The sequence below is a fragment of the Dyella sp. genome, from assembly GCF_035486915.1.
Taxonomy (GTDB): domain Bacteria; phylum Pseudomonadota; class Gammaproteobacteria; order Xanthomonadales; family Rhodanobacteraceae; genus Dyella_B.
Genome location: NZ_DATHMR010000100.1, coordinates 28,879 through 50,094, shown reverse-complemented (window position 1 = coordinate 50,094; position 21,216 = coordinate 28,879). Strand labels below are relative to the sequence as shown.

Annotated in this window: 18 protein-coding genes and 1 pseudogene; 3 read left to right on the top strand and 16 right to left on the bottom strand. The window is 58.9% G+C overall.

The genetic code is table 11. The annotated features are described in order from the left end of the window. Positions 1-10: 10 nt before the first annotated feature. Together cyoB and cyoA are read right to left on the bottom strand one after the other, a co-directional pair. Complete coding sequence (gene cyoB / locus VK725_RS07925; RefSeq protein ID WP_325317538.1) at positions 11-1,984, bottom strand: cytochrome o ubiquinol oxidase subunit I; 1,974 nt, start codon at positions 1,982-1,984, stop codon at positions 11-13. A gap of 55 nt (positions 1,985-2,039) precedes the next feature. Next, on the bottom strand, positions 2,040-2,996 hold the full coding sequence (gene cyoA / locus VK725_RS07920; RefSeq protein ID WP_325317518.1) for a ubiquinol oxidase subunit II: 957 nt from the start codon (positions 2,994-2,996) through the stop codon (positions 2,040-2,042). A 363-nt stretch (positions 2,997-3,359) separates the two neighbouring features. Between cyoA and VK725_RS07915 the strand changes: the two genes are divergently transcribed. Next, positions 3,360-4,691, top strand: a complete 1,332-nt coding sequence (locus VK725_RS07915; protein ID WP_325317517.1) for an MFS transporter — start codon at positions 3,360-3,362, stop codon at positions 4,689-4,691. A gap of 11 nt (positions 4,692-4,702) precedes the next feature. Here VK725_RS07915 and glmS read toward each other — a convergent pair whose 3' ends face one another. The 8 genes from glmS to VK725_RS07875 form a co-directional block, all read right to left on the bottom strand. Continuing rightward, positions 4,703-6,532: a glutamine--fructose-6-phosphate transaminase (isomerizing) gene (glmS, locus tag VK725_RS07910; protein ID WP_325317516.1), complete on the bottom strand. Its 1,830-nt coding sequence runs from the start codon at positions 6,530-6,532 to the stop codon at positions 4,703-4,705. Then, on the bottom strand, positions 6,481-6,645 hold the full coding sequence (locus VK725_RS07905) for a hypothetical protein (protein WP_325317515.1): 165 nt from the start codon (positions 6,643-6,645) through the stop codon (positions 6,481-6,483). Before VK725_RS07905 ends, glmS begins: the two co-directional genes overlap by 52 nt. Before the next feature lie 36 nt (positions 6,646-6,681). Continuing rightward, entirely contained in the window at positions 6,682-8,052 is a 1,371-nt protein-coding gene (locus tag VK725_RS07900; RefSeq protein ID WP_325317514.1) for a pyridoxal-phosphate dependent enzyme, read from the bottom strand. A gap of 101 nt (positions 8,053-8,153) precedes the next feature. Continuing rightward, positions 8,154-8,546 carry a hypothetical protein gene (locus tag VK725_RS07895; RefSeq protein ID WP_325317513.1) on the bottom strand — a complete coding sequence of 131 codons (393 nt, stop codon included), beginning with the start codon at positions 8,544-8,546 and terminating at the stop codon, positions 8,154-8,156. Positions 8,547-8,650: 104 nt separating this feature from the next. Continuing rightward, positions 8,651-9,292: a hypothetical protein gene (locus VK725_RS07890; protein ID WP_325317512.1), complete on the bottom strand. Its 642-nt coding sequence runs from the start codon at positions 9,290-9,292 to the stop codon at positions 8,651-8,653. A 100-nt stretch (positions 9,293-9,392) separates the two neighbouring features. Beyond that, the gene (locus VK725_RS07885; protein WP_325317511.1) at positions 9,393-9,620 is read right to left on the bottom strand and encodes a YdcH family protein; all 228 of its coding nucleotides are present in this window, start codon (positions 9,618-9,620) and stop codon (positions 9,393-9,395) included. Positions 9,621-9,914: 294 nt separating this feature from the next. Beyond that, complete coding sequence (locus VK725_RS07880) at positions 9,915-10,547, bottom strand: hypothetical protein (RefSeq protein WP_325317510.1); 633 nt, start codon at positions 10,545-10,547, stop codon at positions 9,915-9,917. After that, positions 10,544-11,149, bottom strand: coding sequence for a DUF4398 domain-containing protein (locus tag VK725_RS07875; protein WP_325317509.1), 606 nt, complete (start codon positions 11,147-11,149; stop codon positions 10,544-10,546). The genes VK725_RS07880 and VK725_RS07875 overlap by 4 nt, the downstream gene beginning before the upstream one ends. A 210-nt stretch (positions 11,150-11,359) precedes the next feature. On the opposite strand from VK725_RS07875, the gene VK725_RS07870 reads away from it, so the two are divergent. After that, on the top strand, positions 11,360-12,481 hold the full coding sequence (locus VK725_RS07870; protein WP_325317508.1) for a PilT/PilU family type 4a pilus ATPase: 1,122 nt from the start codon (positions 11,360-11,362) through the stop codon (positions 12,479-12,481). A gap of 124 nt (positions 12,482-12,605) precedes the next feature. Here the strand turns inward: VK725_RS07870 and maiA are convergent, their stop codons facing one another. Further along, positions 12,606-13,274, bottom strand: coding sequence for a maleylacetoacetate isomerase (maiA, locus tag VK725_RS07865; protein ID WP_325317507.1), 669 nt, complete (start codon positions 13,272-13,274; stop codon positions 12,606-12,608). 130 nt (positions 13,275-13,404) lie between these two features. On the opposite strand from maiA, the gene VK725_RS07860 reads away from it, so the two are divergent. After that, complete coding sequence (locus VK725_RS07860) at positions 13,405-14,583, top strand: phosphoglycerate kinase (RefSeq protein WP_325317506.1); 1,179 nt, start codon at positions 13,405-13,407, stop codon at positions 14,581-14,583. An 87-nt stretch (positions 14,584-14,670) separates the two neighbouring features. On the opposite strand, the gene VK725_RS07855 is transcribed toward VK725_RS07860, so the two are convergent. From VK725_RS07855 to lexA, 5 genes and pseudogenes are all read right to left on the bottom strand, one after another. Further along, positions 14,671-15,273, bottom strand: coding sequence for an alpha-ketoglutarate-dependent dioxygenase AlkB (locus VK725_RS07855; protein WP_325317505.1), 603 nt, complete (start codon positions 15,271-15,273; stop codon positions 14,671-14,673). 14 nt (positions 15,274-15,287) lie between these two features. Next, positions 15,288-18,365 (bottom strand): error-prone DNA polymerase, encoded by a 3,078-nt coding sequence (locus VK725_RS07850; RefSeq protein ID WP_325317504.1) that lies wholly within the window; start codon positions 18,363-18,365, stop codon positions 15,288-15,290. Continuing rightward, a complete protein-coding gene (locus tag VK725_RS07845; protein WP_325317503.1) occupies positions 18,362-19,762 on the bottom strand; it encodes a DNA polymerase Y family protein in 1,401 nt (466 codons plus the stop codon). The genes VK725_RS07850 and VK725_RS07845 overlap by 4 nt, the downstream gene beginning before the upstream one ends. A 192-nt stretch (positions 19,763-19,954) precedes the next feature. Next, a pseudogene (gene imuA / locus VK725_RS07840) lies at positions 19,955-20,554 on the bottom strand (translesion DNA synthesis-associated protein ImuA); the annotation flags it as partial. Then, positions 20,554-21,174, bottom strand: a complete 621-nt coding sequence (lexA, locus tag VK725_RS07835) for a transcriptional repressor LexA (RefSeq protein ID WP_325317502.1) — start codon at positions 21,172-21,174, stop codon at positions 20,554-20,556. The gene lexA and the pseudogene imuA, both read right to left, overlap by 1 nt. Between the last annotated feature and the right edge of the window lie 42 nt (positions 21,175-21,216).

Here is a 21,216-nt window from a genome sequence, read left to right as displayed (position 1 = left end):
GGTCGATGTATCAGACATGGCTGGCCAGAAGCTCCGTGCGTGATGCTTCGACGCGTGCTACTTCCTCGGCTGGAATGTAGTAATCGCGGTGATAGTTGAACGTGTGCCCGATGCCCGTCGCCAACAACGCGACAAACGAAATGATCGCCAATGGCCACATGTACCAGATCATCGCGAAACCAAACACCGTCGCGAGGCCTGCGAGAATGATCCCGGCGCCGGTGTTCTTGGGCATGTGGATAGGCGTGAAGCCTTGCAGCGGCCGCTGATAGTGATGCTGCTTCATCTGCCACCACGCGTCATTGTCATGAATCTGCGGTGTGAAGGCGAAGTTGTATTTCGGTGGCGGCGAAGACGTGGACCACTCCAGCGTACGCCCGCCCCAAGGATCGCCCGTGACATCGCGCAACTGCTCACGACGCATGAAGCTAACGGCGAACTGGATCAACATGCTGAAGATGCCGAGAAGGATCAGAAACGCGCCAAACGCCGCGATCTCAAACCAGATCTGCAACGACGGATCGTCGAAGTGACTGAGTCTGCGCGTGACACCCATCAGGCCCAGCACGTACAGCGGCATGAAGGCAAAGTAGAAACCGATCAGCCAGAACCAGAACGAACATTTGCCCCAGAACGGATCCAGGCGGAAACCGAAGGCTTTCGGAAACCAGTAATTAATGCCCGCGAACAAGCCAAACAGCACGCCGCCGATGATGACGTTGTGGAAGTGCGCGACGAGGAAAAGGCTGTTATGCAGCGAGAAGTCTGCAGGCGGCACGGCAAGTAACACACCGGTCATGCCGCCAATGGCGAAGGTGACAATGAATCCCACCGTCCACAGCATCGGCACCTCGAATTCGATGCGCCCGCGATACATCGTGAACAACCAGTTGAAGATCTTCGCGCCCGTCGGAATCGAAATGATCATCGTTGTGATGCCGAAGAACGAATTGACGCTTGCCCCCGATCCCATTGTAAAGAAGTGATGCAACCAGACCAGATACGCGAGCACCGTGATCACCACGGTGGCGTACACCATCGATGCGTAACCGAACAAACGCTTGTGGCAGAAGGTCGCGGTGACTTCAGAGAAAATGCCGAACGCCGGAAGGATCAGGATGTACACCTCGGGGTGCCCCCAGATCCAGATCAGATTCACGTACATCATGGCGTTGCCGCCAAGAATCGTGTCGAAGAAATTCGTGCCCGCGTAGCGATCGAGCGCGAGCATCGCCAGCACCGCGGTGAGCACCGGGAACGCCGCCACGATCAGGATGTTCGTGCACATCGCGGTCCACGTGAAGATCGGCATGCGCATCAACGTCATGCCCGGTGCGCGCATTTTGATGATGGTCGTGAGCAGATTCACGCCCGATAACAATGTTCCCACACCCGCGATCTGCAACGACCAGATGAAGTAATCCACACCAGCGTCCGGGCTTGAAACGATATCGGAGAGCGGCGGATACGCCAGCCAGCCCGTACGCGCAAATTCGCCGACGAACAGCGAGATCATCACCAGCACGGCGCCGGAGACCGTCATCCAGAAACTGAAGTTATTGAGGAACGGAAACGCAACGTCGCGCGCACCGATCTGCAGAGGCATCACGAAATTCATCACGCCCGTCACCAGCGGCATAGCGACAAAGAAAATCATGATCACGCCGTGCGCAGTGAAAATCTGGTCGTAATGATCCGGCGGTAGATACCCAACGTTGTGACCGAAGGCTATCGCCTGCTGTGCACGCATCATCACTGCGTCGGAGAAGCCACGCAGCAGCATCACCAGGCCCAGCACGATGTACATCACACCGATTTTCTTGTGATCGATGCTGGTAAACCATTCGTGCCAGAGATAACCCCACAGACGGAAATACGTGATCGCGCCGAGCAGCGCAATCGCCCCCAGCGCCACCACCGCAAACGTTCCCACCACAATCGGCTCATTGAGCGGCAGCTGATCGATCGTCAATCGACCGAAGATCAGTTTGGCGAGATCGGGATGGTTAGACATCATGAGCACCGTTCCGTATTCGCAATTAGGGGTGAGAAGCGGTCATATCGGCCATACCATCCGAGTCTTTGCGGGCATTCATCGCACCGCTTTCCGATGATGGCTTCATGTTTCGCGTACACGTCTCGTCGTTGTGCACGCAGTGCGTGAGGATGTCCTGATACAGACCCGGCGCGACGGAGGCGTAGTAACTCACTGGAGCGTTTTCGCTTGGCGCCTCGAGCTTCACATAAGCTTCACGACTCAGCGCACTGCCGTTCGATTTCGCCTGCTGCACCCACTGCGCGAAGTCGCTGTCGCTCATGCCGTGGAAGGTAAAGCGCATATGCGAGAAACCATCGCCACTGAAGTTGGCGGAGAAGCCCTCGTAGTCGCCCGGCTTGTTGATGACGGCCTGCAGTTGGGTCTCCATGCCGGGCATGGCGTAGATCTGACCCGCCAGCGCCGGGATAAAGAACGAGTTCATCACTGACGTAGCAGTTATCTTGAATTGGATGGGCCGATCGACCGGTGCCGCCACCTCATTCACCGTGGCGATGCCTTGTTCGGGGTAGATAAACAGCCACTTCCAGTCGAGTGCGACCACATCGACGGTAAGGGGCTTCACGTTCGCGGGCACGGGTTTGCCCTCGGCGATGCGGTCCAGCGGCCGGAAGGGATCGAGCTTATGCGCGCTGACCCAAGTCAGCGCACCGAGCGCAATGATGATGAGCAGCGGTGCCGACCAGATCAGCAGCTCCAGCATCGTGGAGTGATCCCAGTCGGGCTCGTATTCGGCCTTCTTGTTCGACGAGCGGTAATGCCATGCGAACGCCAGCGCCATGATGATCACCGGCACCACGATCAGCAGCATGAGAATCAAGGCATCGATGATGAGGTCGCGCTGCTGTACCGCCAGATCGCCCGATGGCGACATGAGTACGCTATGGCACCCCGATAGCAGGGCAACGAAAGGCAACAGCAGTCTTCGGAGAGCCTTCATGGACATAACCGGCGACTAAATTAAAAGGGAAAGGGGTACTGCGCTGAAAAGGTACGCCGATAGGCGGGTCACAAGCAAATGGTATGAACGTTTTGTTCAATTCTGCACAAGTTTGTACAAACGCTGCGCGGCAAATGCCCGGGAATCGTGCAAACCAGACTACCGAATTGAAACGTGGTGACAATGTGATGTTAGAAAGACTACTGACCGCGCCCGGCCACGTCACCACCCCATTGGGGATGACAGCGACGAACCCTCTCGGTCTCGTACACTCCGCAAGAAATTCAACAACCATCCCTAGCCTTGGCGCTAAGACGGTGCCATGCTGTAGGTGCCAATCCTCCCCATATCCGAGTAACGACGATGTCAAGTACGTTTCAGGAACATGGCGATCCATCAGGCAGTTCGCCCGCCGATATCGGCCGTCTGCAGGTTCACGCGAAAGTCGCGCCAGGCGAAATCGCCATTGGTGTCGTGATCGGACGCACGTCCGAATACTTCGACTTCTTTGTATTCGGCATCGCCTGCGTGTTGGTTTTTCCTTCGGTCTTTTTTCCGTTTGAAAGCCTGCTCAATGGCATTCTCTGGTCGTTCGTGATCTTCTCGCTTGCGTTTGTCGCGCGTCCGATCGGCACGACCATCTTCATGACGTTACAGCGGCGCTGGAGCCGCGGCACCAAGCTCACGATTGCTTTGTTCCTGCTTGGAAGCGCCACCGCGGGCATGGCGTTTTTGCCAAGCTATACGGTGATCGGCAACTGGGCTATCGCATTGCTGACATTTTTCCGATTGCTGCAAGGCATTGCATTAGGTGGCTCGTGGGATGGCCTGCCATCGCTACTTGCACTCAACACACCGCCGCAGCGGCGCGGCTGGTATGCCATGCTCGGTCAGTTGAGCGCCCCCATCGGCTTCCTGATTGCAGGCGCGCTGTTCCTGTTCCTGCACGTCAGTCTTTCCCAGGATGACTTTATCGACTGGGGTTGGCGTTATCCGTTCTTCGTCGCCTTCGCCATCAACGTCGTGGCGTTGTTTGCGCGCTTGCGCCTGGTCGTAACCGAGGAATACACGCACGCGATGGAAGAACGCGATCTGGAACCGATCGGCATCATCAGCATGCTGCGCGCACAGGGTTACAACATATTCATCGGTGCATTCGCGGCGTTGGCCAGTTACGCACTCTTCCACCTGGTCACGATTTTCCCGCTATCGTGGATTGTGTTGGGCACGACGCAATCGGTGAACTCCGTGCTGATCGTCGAAATCGTCGGCGCCCTGGTGGGTATCCTTGGCATCATCAGCTCGGGCGTCATCGCCGACCGCATCGGCCGGCGCACGACGCTGGGAACATGCGCCGCATTGATCGGCGTCTTCAGCATTTTCGCACCGTGGCTGCTCGGCGGCAGCAAAATCGCGCAAGACACGTTCATTATCGTTGGATTCTTTCTGCTTGGCCTGTCGTACGGCCAGGCAGCGGGTAGCGTGACATCGAACTTTGAAACGCGCTTACGCTATACCGGCGCAGCACTCACCTCCGACTTCGCGTGGCTGATCGGGGCGGCATTCGCACCGCTTGTTGCACTCGGCCTGTCAACGCGTTTCGGCTTGGCGGCCGTCACGGTCTACTTGCTCTCCGGCGTTGCGTGCACGTTGATCGCGTTGCGCGTGAATCGGGCGCTGGCGGTACGCGAGTAAGCTCGCGCGAATTACTCCACCGTCACCGATTTCGCCAGGTTGCGCGGCTGATCGACATCTGTGCCGCGCAATACGGCAACGTGATAGGCGAGTAGCTGCAAAGGCACAGTAAACACGGCAGGCGCGATGAACTCGCCGCCTGCATCGATGCGCAGAACACTGCCGCGCGTGGCATTGCCATCGATAGGTGCTGCGGCATCGGCGAAAACGATGAGTTCGCCGCCGCGCGCACGGACTTCCTGCAGGTTGGACTTGAGCTTGTCTAACAGCGGACCGTTCGGCGCTACTGCGACGACTGGCATGTCTTCATCCACCAATGCCAGCGGACCATGCTTGAGCTCACCGGCCGGGTACGCCTCGGCGTGGATATATGAAATTTCCTTGAGCTTGAGCGAGCCTTCCAAAGCCACCGGATAGTGCGCGCCGCGGCCGAGGAACAAGGCGTGATGGCGGAGAATGAAGCGACCCGCCAATTCCACGATTTCAGGCTCGAGCTTCAGCGCATCTTCGATCGCGCGCGGTAAATGCTGCAGTTGGGCGCACAGATCGGTGTAACGCTTGCTGTCCAGACCTTGCTGCTTGGCGAGGTGGAGCGTCAGGAGCGCCAGCGCCGTTAGCTGCGTGGTGAAGGCTTTGGTCGACGCAACGCCAATTTCCGGACCGGCTCGCGTCATCAGCTTCACATCGGCTTCGCGCACTACGGACGATTCGGGTACGTTGCAGATGGCGAGCGTGCCGACGTAACCGCGTCGACGCGATTCGCGCATCGCCGCGAGCGTATCGGCCGTTTCGCCCGATTGCGAAATGGCGATAAAGAGCGTGCCCTCCGGCACAACGGCTTCGCGATAGCGGTATTCGCTTGCGACCTCAACACTGACGGGCAAACGTGCGTACTCTTCCATCCAGTACTTGGCGACTAAGCCGGCGTGATAGCTCGTGCCACACGCGATGATGTGAATACCTTTGACTTTCGCCAACAGTTCTTCGCCGCCGGCACCGAAGATATTCGGCAAAATGCCGTGCGGCCCGATGCGTGCTTCCAGCGTATTCGCTACGGCGCGCGGCTGCTCGAAGATTTCTTTCTGCATGTAATGGCGGTATTCCCCGCGCTCGACCGCGTCGGCAGAAAGTTCGCTCTCGTGCATGGTGCGCTCGACCGGCTTTCCGTCAAGCGTATAGATCTGCAAGCTGTCGCGCGTGATCTCCACGACATCGTCTTCGTCAAGATAGATGATCTTGTTGGTGACCTGGATCAACGCCTGCGCATCGGACCCGAGGAAGTTTTCACCAATACCAATACCCACCAATAGCGGTGCGCCGCGTCGTGCGCCGACGACTCGACCCGGTTCATCGCGACTGATCACCGCTATCGCGTAAGCACCTTCCAGACCGCGTACCGCCGCCAACACCGCGTCGCGAAGATTCATGCCCTTGGAGAGGTTGTGGTCAACCAGTGCGGCGATGACTTCCGTGTCGGTTTCCGAGGTGAAAACGTGACCGCTGTTCTGCAACTCAGCGCGCAGCGGCACATAATTTTCTATGATGCCGTTGTGCACGAGTGCGACACGCCCTGCGACGTGTGGATGCGCATTGGCTTCGTTCGGCACACCGTGCGTTGCCCAGCGTGTGTGTGCGATGCCGGTGCCGCCGGGAAAGGGATTGGCGTGGTACAGCGCTTCCATCTCGCGCACCTTGCCCTTCGCGCGTACGCGATGGACTTCACCGCCGGACAGTACGGCCAATCCCGCCGAATCGTAACCCCGGTATTCCAGTGCCTTGAGGCCCACGATCAGCAGCGGGGCGACGTCACGTTGAGCAGCAGCAGCGACGATTCCACACATAAGCGCGATTCCTTGAACAGGCAATACGAGGTGGTGACCTCAGTGTAGCCGGCGACTGTGCCGGCCTCCCGTTTCGACAGGCTTTCGCTGCGTCGGTTCAATACGTCTTTCATGCGACCGCTCCCTCATCAGAGGACGGTTCGCAACGATCAATGCACCCTGCGACGCAGATAGTTCAACAGATCGATACGCGTAATAAGGCCGAGGAACTGCTGTCCATCGACAACGATGGCTACGTGACCGCGCTCAAACACCGGCAACAGCGATTCGATGGGCGAGCGTACATCCAACATCTGCAAATCGCTGATCATGGCGGTGGCAACGGAATCGCGAAAGCGCACTTCATCAGAGTGTACGTGCATCAGCACATCCGACTCGTCAAGGATGCCGACGATGCGGCTACCGTCCATCACAGGCAACTGTGAGACATCGTAAAGCTTCATGCGCGTATACGCCGTCATCAGCAATTCGTTGGAGCCGACGACAACGGTGTCACGTTGCGAAAACGGACGCAGCAGCAGATCGCGCAAATCGCCGTGTTGTTCGCGGTCGATGAATCCGTTATCAAGCATCCAGTAGTCGTTGTACATCTTCGACAGATACTTGTTGCCAGTGTCGCAAACAAGCGTAACGACGCGCCTGGGTGTTGTCTGTTCGCGGCAATATTTCAGCGCGGCGGCGAGCAAGGTTCCGGTGGACGAACCGCCCAACACGCCTTCTTTTGCCAGTAATTCCCGCGCAGCGAGAAAGCTTTCCTTGTCCGTAATTGCGTAGGCTTTTTTCACGCGCGAGAAATCGCTGATCGTCGGCAGAAAATCTTCGCCGATGCCTTCCACCATCCAACTGCTGGATTTGGTGGAAAGCACACCTTCGTTGATGTACTGCGCAAGGATGGAGCCGACCGGATCGGCCAGCACGATTTCCGTATTCGGCGATGCCTCGGCGAAGAACTTCGACAAGCCGGTCATGGTGCCTGACGAGCCACAACCGACAACGATGGCATCGACCTTGCCGTCCATCTGTTTCAGGATTTCCGGTCCCGTGGTTTCGATGTGCGCTTTGGGGTTGTCCGGATTGCCAAACTGGTTGATGAAGTACGCACCGGGCGTTTCGCGCGCGATGCGTTCGGCCATGTCCTGGTAGTACTCCGGGTGGCCTTTGGCGACATCCGAACGCGTGAGTACCACTTCGGCGCCCATCGCCTTGAGATTGAAAATTTTCTCGCGGCTCATTTTGTCCGGCACGACCAGAATCAGGCGATACCCTTTCTGCTGTGCGACCAGCGCCAGACCAAGCCCCGTATTGCCTGCCGTGCCTTCCACCAAGGTGGCGCCGGGTTTGATCTTGCCGGCTTTTTCGGCGCCTTCGATCATCGACAGGCCAATGCGATCCTTGACCGAACCGCCCGGATTGGCGCTTTCCAGTTTCAGGAACAGCTCGCAAGGCCCGGTGTCCAGGCGCTGGGCGCGCACCATAGGGGTGTTCCCGATGAGATCGAGGACGCTTGCGTTGACCGTCATGAAAACTCCATTACCTGGCAATAGTGGAACGCACGATTCGTCTCGTGCCGGCCCCGAATGATAACCGAGCCGCGCGTCGGCCCGGCGTTAGCGATGCGCAACTACCGGATGGTGACCGAGAGGCGATACGTCGCGCCACCACGGCTGGGCTGAATGGTCAGCGTGTATTTGCCGCTCACAGGTAGTCGGCCCGTCCAGTGCGTGGCGCGGCCATGCCGCCCCGCATTGGGCAAGGTGGGGCCGCTAACGTCATAACCCGCCTCGTCCTTGGAAACGGTCGCGCCCGGCATGTAGAAGATGAACGACGCGTTGTCTTCTTCGGTTGTCAGTTGGATGTCAGCGTGCTGACCCTCCTTGGCGACGAACGTGTACGTCGCACTGGCGCCGCGTTCGACGCTGTCGTTGATCGTGGTCGTGGTTTTGCCTGCCGGAAAACGGATCGGCGTAACCGGGTAGTCGCCGTATTGATAGGTTTGAGCGAATGCGCTGCTCATCGCGCCCGTCAACAGCATTGGAAAAAAAATAGAGAAAAAGCACACGCATTTTGTCGATGTGACATCACTGCCATTCCGTGTTCCGATCGCCGACATGGCGCCCCCTAATCGCTGGTGACCTGTGTGATGGCTACACCTGTTATGACATTTTTCTTCGTGGTGTACACGAGTGTTTGCGTTACAGTGAAATCCTTCGATTGGCTCGATGGATACGATGCTGCGTAGTGGAAGTGTCCGCCGGCATCGGGTTTTGCCGCGCCGACATGCGATGTCACATCGCCCACTGTTGCGCCAACATCGGGAACACCGAAGTCGATTTGGGTCAATTCACGTGGCGCGTTTGCGCAGCCGTCCGGCAACTTTCCACCCGGATTGGGTTGTTGCGCAACGCTGAGAATGCTCTCTTCCGCCCCGCCCATTTCGCCCGATGAAAACCAGAACAGTGTCGGTTCTCCGCGCCCATTCGGGCCGGCGTAGCAAAGCCACTCCGTTGCTTCGCCTGCATCGCCTTGGTGCTGAAGCATGCCGCCGAAAGCGCGCTGCACATCGAACAAACTGGTTTTCTCCAGCACGATGTCCAGGGAACCTGCACGGACGTCCTTGAACAAGGCCGTGTTTCTCGTCTGCACAATGCTGCCCGCCGAAGGAATCGCCTGGTTGGGGCTGAGATGTTGTGCAAAAACGGCGGGAACAGACGCGATGAGAAGAACTGCAACGGTGGCACAGCGCAGAGTCATCAATGGCATGTCCATTCCTTTTGAAAACGAGGATTCCGATATGAGTCGGCCCCGGCAGCACTTCCCGATGGGAAGGCTCCGAGGCCGCGTGTCATGTGAAAACGCTGGGTCAGTTGACGGGGTGCTGGCGGCTGTCCCACATGCGTTGCAGTCGTTCCTTGGCATACAGCTTTTCTTTCTTCATGCCGCTAAGGGTGAAATCGTCTATGGGTAGAACGCCGATTTCGGCATCGTGCACCTTGCTGTCGAGTTCCCTGTGGTACTGGTATAGCCGACGAAACTCCGCGTCGGCTTTCATCAAGGCTTCGACATCGTCACGCTGCTGGTTTTCAAACATGATCCAACCTCCTCGCGATAAGACTGCGGGCAAGCAATTGCTACAGCCGGGAACAAAATCGAAACACGCGCATGACCACACCCCACATCCTTCAGAAAGGACACGGGTGAGGGGAAAATGGTGGGTTTGCGCATGATTTCGGGTCGGTAAACCGCGGAGGCTCAATGTCCGCGGTAACTTCGACCCTACTCCCGGCCGAAAGGGGGCGCAAGCGCCCCTCGGGAGGCCGCATGAGCCCTGGATTTTTAATCAAAAACCCGTAAAACCGGCGCAGAACGACCGCGCCGGAACGACTCAGTTACCGCTGTTGGAACCGCCGGACGGCTGGCTGTTGTCCTGCATCTGCGAACGCAGCGCCTTGGCAGCCTTGGCGGCCAGATCGGCCTGGCGACGGGCCGCCTGGGCCACCTTGCTCTGCGCGGCCGCGAGCTTGCGTGCCTGATCGGCTTCGGCGCGGGCTTGAGCAGCCTGATCGGCAGCGGCCTGACCTTGCGCCTGCAGACGCGCGGTTTCCATCTGCGCCATCTGGAACTGCATGCGCTGGATATCCAGCTGCTGTTGCGCGGTATTGGCGTCGATGCGGCTGCGATCGAGCTGTAGTTGCGCGTTTTCCTGATCGAGCTGATTGAGCTGCCGCTGCGACAACTGCAGCTGCGCCTCGGCCTTGGCCTGATCCACACGACGCTCCGCGATATACAACGCATGCGGACGGTCGTGCGAACTGGCCTGCGACAGCTGATTGACGGCTTCGCGAGCCAGCGCCTGATCGGCCTGCGCATAACTACCCAGCGACGGATCGGACCCCAGCTGGTTGAGGCTGTCGTTCAAGCGGGCGACATCCAGATCGTCCTTGCGCGCCTGGGCGACGGTGCTGGCGAGAAGGCCCAGCACCATCACGGCGATGATCGAAGTGATGCGCTTATTCATGGCTGGCCTCCCTGATTTTGCTGGCCAGAATCAGGCGTGGGCTGGAAGCCCTGCCCGGGTTGTGGTTGCTGCTGCGGTTGTGCAGGCGCGCCGTTGAGCACCGATGAGGAGGGTGCCGGCATGTCCTGCTGCATCGGGGCCTGCTGTGGAAGCGGGGCGCTGCTGGTCGCCGGTGCCGGGGTGGTCGAGGACGAGGCCGGATTACCGCCGCTGTCCTGGCCGTTGCCATTGTCCTGACCGTTGTCCTGCCCATTGTCAGCCTGCTGCATGGCGGCCATCTGGGCAGCTAACTGAGCCTTCTGCTGTTGGTAATGCTGATCGTTCTCGGACTGCGCCTCATCATTCTGCGCACGCAACTGACGGTTTGCGTCCGTTTTTGACTGAATTTGACCACGCGCCTGGCCTAGCAACGCCTTGGTGCGAGCCAATGTGGCATCGGCGCGCGACTCATCGGCAAGATCTGCGGCCTGGGCATATTTACCGTTGGACATCGCTACTTGGGCTTGCTGGAACTTATCCTGCGCAAACCCGAAATCCACCGGATCGTAGTCTTGAGCACCTGCATCGCGCGCAGCCTGAATCTGCGATTGTGCCTGTGTCATAGCACTATCGGGCGGAGGAACGCTCGCGCAACCGCTTAAAATTAGGGCTAAAGTCAGCGTTAGAACTGGTATCACCGCTGCGAAACGCGTGTCGCGCTTCTGTAACGGGGAAAATGTGTGGACCATCACTCATTCCTCTCCGAGGATCACAGCGTATTGTGAGCGGGCACAATCCTTGAATGCAATGTGTAAAAACTTGGGGTCTTTACGGTGGATATCGGTTACTTCCTCAAATTGATGGTGGATAAGGGCGCGTCGGACATGTTTCTGACGACAGGCGCCCCGGTGAACATCAAGGTCGAGGGCAAGTTGTACCCGCTCGGCAACACCGGGCTACCCAGCGGTATGGTGAAAAAGATCGCCTATTCGCTCATGGATGAGGGCCAGGTACCGCAGTTCGAGCGCGACCTGGAATTGAACATGGCGCTGGCGGTGAAAGAAGCCGGCCGTTTCCGTATCAACGTTTTCAAGCAGCGCGGCGAAGTGGGCATGGTAATCCGCGCGATCAAGAGCGAGATTCCCAGCGTCGAACAGCTGCAGCTGCCGACGATTTTCCGCGATCTGATCATGGAACCGCGCGGCCTGATTCTGGTGGTCGGCGCGACAGGTTCGGGTAAGTCGACCACGCTTGCGGCGATGCTCGATCACCGCAACACGAATACGCCGGGCCACATTCTGACCATTGAAGATCCGATCGAATACCTGCACCGCCACAAGAAATCGATCGTCAATCAGCGCGAAGTGGGTCTGGACACGCACACGTATCACGAAGCCCTGCGCAACGCGATGCGTGAAGCGCCGGACGTCATCATGATCGGCGAAATTCGCGACACCGACACGATGGAAGCGGCGATTGCATTCTCCGAAACCGGTCACTTGTGTCTGGCAACGTTGCACTCGAATAACGCTGACCAGACGCTGGAACGCATTCTCAACTTTTTCCCCGAATCGGCGCACAAGAACGTGCTGATGAACCTCGCACTGAACCTGCGCGCGGTGATCAGCCAGCGTCTTGTCACCGGCAAGGACGGTCGCCGCCTGCCGGCGGTGGAAGTGTTGCTCAACACGCCGTTCATTCGCGACATGATTCGCCGCGGTCAGATCCATGAAGTGAAAGAAGCCATGGATCGCAGTCTGCAGGAAGGCATGCAGACGTTCGATCAGTCGTTGTACCGGCTGTACAGGTCCGGCCGGATCGAACTGGAAGAGGCGCTGTCCAAAGCCGACTCGCGCGATGGTTTGGCGCTCAAGATTCGTCTTTCGGAAGGTGGTGGGAACAACACCGAGAACGCTGAGCTGGCGGGCAACGATCCGTACGGATTGGGATTCTGATCTTTCCGCATTTGATGGTTCTCGCCTGACGTGACGCTTTAATCGAAGCGTCACGTTAAGCCCTCCTCAACGTTACTTGCTCGTCATTCCGGCGCAGGCCGGAATGACGGAGTGGCGGTGCAAATCAGGCGTGAGCAGGCTGTGCGTCCGGTTGCCGCTCCGGCGCAGCATCGTGGAACGCATCGAGCCCAGCACACACCGCATCGATGCGCAGAATCGTCGGGTAATCCCCCAACGGCACTTTCCAGCGCCGCGCGTTGTACACCTGCGGCACCAGACACGCATCGGCCATGGTTGGCGTATTGCCGTGACAGAAATGGCCGGTGTCCTTGCTGCTGGCAAGCATGGTCTCTAGCGCGTGCAATCCGGTGGATACCCAATGGCGCATCCATTCGGCTTTCTGCGCATCGTCAGCGCCAAACTGGCTGCCAATTTGCTGCAGCACACGCAGGTTCCCGATGGGATGAATATCGCAACCGACTACCTGCGATAGTGCGCGTACACGCGCTCGCCCCGCCGCATCGGCAGGAAGAAGTGGCGGCTGCGGGTGCTTTTCGTCGAGGTATTCGATGATCGCCATCGACTGCGGCAGCACAACGTTTCCATCCACCAGCGTCGGTACCAGCTCCTGCGGGTTGATTGCCATGTACGCCGCACTGTGCTGCTCGCCTCCTTCGCGTACCAGATGCACTGCCCGCGTTTCGTAACGTAATCCCTTTAGATTCAGCGCAATGCGCACGCGGAACGCCGCGCTCGAACGCCAATAGCTGTAAAGGACGAGGTCGGACGCCATTTGGACCGCTCCATGGAAGGTCGATGGAGACAGTGTAAACCCCGCCCGTTTGCATCATCGCGGTGCGAGCGGGAAAATAAGCGGTTCCGGCCCTCCGGCCGACTTCCTCAGCTATGCCAGGAGTTATCACGTGACCGTCACCCGCATGAGCGACCTCGACCTGCGCGGCAAGCGCGTGCTGATCCGCGAAGACTTGAACGTGCCGATCGAGAACGGCCACATTACGTCGACCCAGCGTCTGGATGCCTCATTGCCCACCATCAAGGCCGCACGCGATGCCGGCGCAAAGGTGATGGTGATGTCGCACCTGGGCCGCCCCAAGGAAGGCCAGTTCGATGCAGAGGATTCGCTCGCGCCGGTGGCCACCTGGCTCAGCGAACATCTCGGCCAGCCCGTGCGCCTGATCGCGGACTATCTCAACGGCGTCGATGTCGCGGACGGTGAAGTCGTCGTGCTCGAAAACTGCCGCATGAATGTCGGCGAAGGCAAAGACGACGAAGCGCTCTCGAAGAAATACGCTGCACTGTGCGATGTGTTTGTGATGGATGCCTTCGGCACCGCGCACCGTGCACAGGCATCCACGCATGGCGTGATCAAGTTCGCGCCGATTGCCGCCGCCGGCCCGTTGCTTTGCAATGAACTGGATGCCCTTGGCAAAGCGCTTGAGCACCCTGCCCATCCGCTGCTGGCCATCGTCGCAGGCTCGAAGGTTTCCACCAAGCTCATGCTGCTGGAAAACCTGATCGGCAAGGTCGATCAGCTGATCGTGGGCGGCGGTATCGCCAACACGTTTATTGCGGCCGCCGGCCACTCGGTGGGCAATTCGCTTTACGAACCGGATCTTTTGCAGGCCGCCAAGAAAGTGCTTGCCGATGCGAAGCGTCGCGGTGCGGAAGTGCCGATGCCGGTCGATGTGGTTGTCGCGCCGGAGTTCTCCGCGCACGCGCCAGCCACGGTCAAGGCAGTCGATCAGGTGAAAGATGGCGAGATGATTCTGGACATCGGCCCGGAAACGGCCAAGCGTTATGCCGAGCTGATCGCAAAGGCCGGCACCGTCGTGTGGAATGGGCCGGTCGGCGTGTTCGAATTCGATGCCTTCGGCAAAGGCACGGAAGTGCTCGCCCATGCAATTGCCGATTCGAAGGCGTTCTCTATTGCAGGCGGTGGCGACACGCTGGCTGCAGTCGACAAGTACGGTATTGCCGATCGTGTCTCCTACATTTCCACGGGCGGTGGCGCGTTCCTGGAATTCCTGGAAGGCAGGGAATTGCCTGCTGTGGCTGCACTAAGGGCGCGCGCTGCGAAGTGATCGATCATATGGATATGGGCGCACGATTTACATGGCGCCCTACATATTTCCGTCATTCCAGCGAAGGCTGGAATGACGAAATGAGAGTCATCGCGTACCCCATGTATCGCTTTGAACGTCCGGCCGCACACGAAAGGCCACACTGATTCTCGGCCCCACGGGATACCGCAACTTCGGAATCCCATGGTCGTAATGCAGCTGCGCATTCCAGCCCATCAACAACAAACTACCCGCCTCAAGCTCCAGCTCCGTTTTCAAATGCGGCGGCTCCTTACGGCGTATCGTCATCGTGCGCGTAGCGCCTAACGACAACAACACGATGGGTTGATGCGCGACCAATTCATGCAGCGTGTCGTTATGCGGCGCCACGCTATCGTGTTCATCGCGATAAAGATTCAAACCGATGCTGTTGAATGGCGCATCGACGTGCTGTTTCACGACATCCAGCGCAGCAAGTAGCACAGGCGGTATCGCGGGATCCTCTATCGCGTAATGACCGTGCAGACGCGGCACACCCACCATGCGCTCGTACATCATGCGCATACCCGAATGCCAATCGGCTTGAGCACCAATTGTGCTGAACCATTTTTCGGCCAGTTCGCGCGAGATCGCCTCAGGCTGATACGTGATCGGCCCAGTGGTTTCATCGGCAATCCTTTGCACGCCTCGATCAAAAAGTAACGATTGCATGGCTGCCGACACCCTCAATGAAAATCGCGCGAGCGGGCATCCAGCTCACCGAGCATGCCGCTCATATCGTGCAAGCGCCGCGCAATGAGGTGACTGACACCATCCACAGCTTCCCAGCGACCTTCGATGGCAAGCAGCCGCGCCTCCAGGTACGGACGACGCTGGCTTTGCGCAACGTGATTCCACACCACCACATTCACGTAGCCGAACTCGTCTTCGATGGTGATGAAAGTGACGCCACTGGCTGTCTGGGGTTGTTGGCGCTGCGTCACAAGACCCACGGTTCGCACCTGCGTTTCGTGCGGTTGCGCGTGCAGGCTGCGCGAATCGATAAACCGTGCAGCACGCAATCGCTGACGTAAAAGCTTGAGCGGATGCGGCCCGAGACTCAGCCCGCTGTATGCATAGTCGGCCACCATGTTTTCCGCCACGGTCGGCAGCGGCAGCACGATATCGCTCTCGCGCGGGCTTTCGCGTCCAAACAACGGCAACTGCGATTCCACACCAGCCGATAACCACAGCGCGCGATGACGATGTCCGGCCAGACCGCGCAAAGCGCCCGCATCGGCCAACAGATCCTGATGACGCCGATCCAGTTGCGCGCGCGTGCACAGGTCGACGATATCGCCAAAAGCCTGTTGCTTTCGCGCCGTTGAAATACGCGAGGCCACATCCTCGCGACAGCCACGTAACTGCCGCATACCGAGTCGTAATGCCAAACCACCATGACTGCGCGAATCGCTTTCCAGCGTGCAATCCCAATCGCTGTAGCGCACATCTACGGGCAATACGCTAATGCCACCACGCTGCATGTCCTGCACGATCTGACTGGGCCCATAGAATCCCATCGGTTGCGCATTGAGCAATGCACACCCGAAAGCGGCAGGTTCATGGCACTTCAGCCAGCTGCTGACATAGGCGAGATTGGCGAAGCTGGCCGCATGACTTTCCGGAAATCCATAACTACCGAAACCTTTGATCTGCTCGAAGATCTGCTCGGCAAACGCCTGCGTGTAACCTCTATCCAGCATGCCGCGGGTGATACGTTCGCGGTGCACTTCCATATCGCCATGACGCCGCCACGCTGCCATCGAACGACGCAATTGATCTGCCTGCCCCGCTGTATAGCCGGCCGCCACCATCGCCAGCTTCATCACCTGCTCCTGAAACAGCGGAACGCCCATCGTGCGTTCGAGCACTGGTTTCAGCGCCTCTGACGGATAGTCGATCGGCTCCTCACCCTTGCGCCGGCGCAGATAGGGATGAACCATGCCGCCCTGAATCGGCCCGGGACGCACGATAGCGATCTGGACGACCAGATCGTAGTAACCGGCAGGCTTTAGCCGAGGCAGCATCGACATCTGCGCGCGGCTCTCGATCTGAAATACACCGATCGTGTCGGCGCGCTGGATCATTTCATAGGTTTTCTTGTCGTCGTGCTCAATCGTTGCAATGCTCAATACCTTGTCGCGATGCCGATGAACGATATCGAAGCATTTGCGCAAGCACGTCAGCATGCCCAGTGCCAGGCAATCGACCTTGAGCAAACCCATGGTGTCCAGGTCATCTTTGTCCCACTGGATGATGGTTCGGTTGGGCATCGTTGCGTTTTCCACCGGCACCAGTTCATACAGCGGCGCATCGTGGATGACGAAGCCACCCACGTGCTGGCTCAGGTGACGCGGTTTGTGGAGCAATTGTGCCGTCAACGCAAGAAGCCTGCGCATGACAGGCGCATCGGGGTCGAAGCCTTGCTCACGCAGACGCCGGTCCAAAGAAGCGTCGCCAAGACGGAAAAAGCTTCGGCTGAGCTTTTCTATTTGGTCCTCTGGCAAGCCAAGCGCTTTGGCTACGTCGCGCACCGCGCTTTTGGTGCGATAGCTGATAACTGTCGCTGCAATCGCCGCGCGCTCACGCCCGTATTTTTTGTAGACGTATTGGATGACTTCCTCGCGACGCTCATGCTCGAAGTCGACATCGATATCGGGCGGTTCGTCACGCTCGATGGAAATGAATCGCTCTACCAGCAAATCGACTCTCTTGGGGTCGGCATCCGTTACGCCCAATGCAAAGCACACGATGGAATTGGCGGCCGAACCGCGCCCTTGGCAGAGAATTTTCTCGCTACGGGCATAACGCACGATGTCATGCACCGTAAGGAAGAACGCCTCATAACGTTTCTTCTCGATCAACCACAGTTCGTGCTCGATCTTTGATTGAAACTCACCTGGCACACCATGGGGCCAACGCCATGCGGCACCTTCGGCCACAAGATGACGCAGCCACTGTATGGCTGTGTAGCCTTCAGGAACCAGTTCTTTCGGATATTGATAGTGCAAGTCATCTTTCAACGAAAACGTGCATCGTTTTGCAATGCGCACGCTTTCATCCAACAACGCTTTCGGATAAATCTTTTCCAGTATCGAACGCCGGCGCAGATGCCGCTCTCCATTTCGGAACAACACGGCACCGGCTTTGGCTATGGTCGTATGATGACGAATCGCCGTCATCGTATGCTGCAACGGCAGGCATCGACGGATATGCATATGCACGTCGCCACTTGCAACGCGTGGCAACTGCAATGATTCACCCAATGCCTCGAGTTCAGCCAGGCGTGCATCGTCGTCGACATCGCGATGCAGCTCCACCGCCAGCCATGCACGATCATCGAAAAGATGTTTCACCCATGCGCCATGCTCGCGATCAGGTTCGCGTTCGGGAATCCATAGCGCCAACGTTCCCGGGGCACCTTCGGCCATGTCGGCCCTGGTCAGGCGATAGTCGCCTTTTTCGGAAGCCCTGCGCCCTTGCGTAATCAGGCGGCACAGCGAGACATAGCCTTGTTTGTTTTCTGCAAGCAGTACCAACTTGGGGCCATCGGCAAGCTGGATTTCCGTACCGACGATTAGCGGTATTTCCGTATCGCGAGAAGCCTCCCAGGCGCGCACGATACCGGCCAGCGAGCACTCATCTGTAATCGCCAAGGCGGCATAACCGCATTCCGATGCGCGCTCGAACAATTCGCGCGCGCTGGAAGCACCGCGTTGAAACGAGAAGTCGGAAAGGCAATGCAGTTCGGCGTAGTCCGTCATGCGAACCATCCGTGCAGCATCCAGCCCGATTGCTCGCCCGGCGCGCAGAACGCCCACGCGCGCTGACCCATGTCGGTTTCGACGATGTAGTAGTCGCGGCGCGTATCGCCACCATCCCACCAGCCGGTTTCCAATCGCTCAGGACCGGAAACAATGTGCAACGCGCCCCGCCATGGGATGGGCCGTTCCAGTAACCATGTGGGACGCGGACGCGGCTCAAGCGGACCTTCGTCTTCGGCGGCAGCATGTTGTGAGTGTTCCGGGCGTGGATCGATGGTGGTGCCCCACTGATGCACCGCGCTATCGCCCAACCGGGCACGCAAACGTTCGCGCAGTTGCTCGAAAGGCAACGCATTGGCGGGACGTTCGTCGAACAGATCTCGGCCAGCAGGAACGAAACTGGGCAGATCCTCGGCGATCAATCGCAATGCAAGTACCGGCGCGGGCAATTGCACTTGCTCAAGGCGGCCACGTGCGGCGTCGAACAGTACATCGGCGCTGCGTTCGGGTGAAAGCATACCTACAGGCACATCCGTGACTACGCGATCGCGATGTTCCAATCGCAAAAGGAATCGCTGCACACCGCCATCGCGGCCGGACAGATACGCAGCAAGATCACCCGTCATACGCCGCAACGGAAAAATCAGCGCAGCGATGTTTTCGACCTCGTGCGACAACTCGACATACCAATCGATGCCATCAGACGGGATGTAGAGATCGAGCCCTGCAGGTGCGTCGCCCATCAAGCGATCCATGGCCTGCAATAACGTAAAGCCGAAACGCCGTTGCAGGCCATCGCGCGGCATGCGCAGCAGTTGTCCGAGCCGCCGCACACCCATACTCGGCAACGTATCCATCGCCTGCGTTGGCAAACGGCTTTTGCTCAACGGGACATCATCCAGAAGACGTTGCATACCTTCCTGACTCAGTGCCGTTTGCCCATCGCCGACACCGGCCAATACATACGCGCCATGGGGCGTCGGTGCAGCCGTTACGCGATGACGAAAACCGAGTGCGGTGATATCGCTGCGCAACCGGCGCTCCATCACCGACCACGATCCGAACAGGCTTTGGCTCTTGCTGACTTCGAGCACGATCGCGTGTGGCAACAACGCGACTTGCGAGCTGTAGCGATACGCCACGCCAGCGAGAAACTGCTGCCAGCGCTCGACCTCGTCAGCGTCGTAGGGAATGGCATCGAATCGCGCCTGCAATGCCTGCGCAGCCGTCAATCGTTGGCCGATGTAAAGCCCCGCTGCACGTGCGCGCGCATTGACAGCCACGATGGTGCGCGCGTTGATGGGCCCATCCACCAACACCAACGGTGTGTCATCGGTGCGGTGACGGAGGACTCCATCCAGCGCCAGCTGAGGCAGCAACAGGCAGGCCCACAACATAGGTCGGCCTCACGCGCTTTGCTTCTTTCGTTCGTGATTCCGGCAAAGGCCGGAATCCAGCGAACCGCGCATACGCTGATGAACCGCATGCGTTGTCACCGCTGAATTCCGGCCCTCCTCGCTCCTCAAAACCGGGCACATCCATGTGCCCTCCCCACGTGCGCTGGAAAGACGTTGAACGGGATCGAAGGGAATGGGCTGCGAAGGCGCATTGCCGCCACGGCATTTGCGCACCCAGATGGCAGTGCTCGGTGTCGTCGTCAATTCAAGGCGCAACGAAGCCGGCGATGCATTCGTCAGGTGCTTGCGGTCGCGAAACACGAATGCCAATGCGCGACCCGTATCCGCCGCGACCTGCAAACGGCGCAGACTGCGATCGTCCGCCCGATGCGGCCATGCCAGCACGGCCGCGCAGCTGCCCGAACGCAAACATTGCTCGGCCGCCCACAACACCTGTTTTTCTTCTGCATCGACAATGGTCAGGCGATGTAGATTCACGCCCTGTTGGCGCCAACCCATCGCACACGGCAGATACGGCGGCGCGACCAGCACGACCGGACGTTGGCCTTGCGTCAAACGTGCGAGTGTCGGCAACACCAGACGCAATTCGCCGACGCCATCGACCGGCATCAAAATTTCTGTCAGCGACGCTTCCGGCCACCCGCGTGCAGGAAGCACGGCGTCGAGCATCGGCCAACCAGTGGGCTGTTCGCCTTCCACAATCGGCTCTGCACGACCGCGCCATACCTGCCGCGCGTCCAGCAGATTCGACAGCGCCATCACCGCGCTCATCAGGCCCCCCTCACGAGACCTGCAAACAACCCTTCGATGGCGAAGTCTTCGGTGGGGTCGGGATCGATCGGTTCATAACCCGGGCTGTTCGGCAGCAGGCGAATCACATCGCCCCTCCAATACAGGCGCTTGATGGTGAAGCGCTCGCCTTCCACGCGCGCGGCGACGATCTGCCCGTGACGCGCCACCGGTGTGGCGTGCACGGCCACCAGATCGCCATCGAGAATGCCTTCGTCGCGCATCGAATCGCCGACGACGCGCACGAGGTAATCCGGACGCAGCCGGAACAGATCGCTCGACACGCGCATGCTGCGTTCCACGCGCGACTCGGAAAAGATCGGCTCGCCTGCGGCGATGCGGCCGATCAGCGGCAGTTCCATGGTGTCGGCGGCAAACGGATCGTTTTCCTGCACCAGCCGAATGCCGCGTGTGCGATTGGGTTCGATCACCAGCCGCCCTTTCGCCTCCAGCGAGCGCACGTGCTTGAGCACGGCGCTGACGTTGGGCAGGCCCATGGCGTTGCCGATTTCTTCCAGGGTGGGCGCGTCGCCGGTTTGATCCAGGCGAGCCCGGATGAAGGCGAGGATGTTGGACTGGCGGCTGGTAAGCTGGATGCTCATGGCACTCATCTTTTCACCTTTTTTGGTGAAAATGAAGTGCGG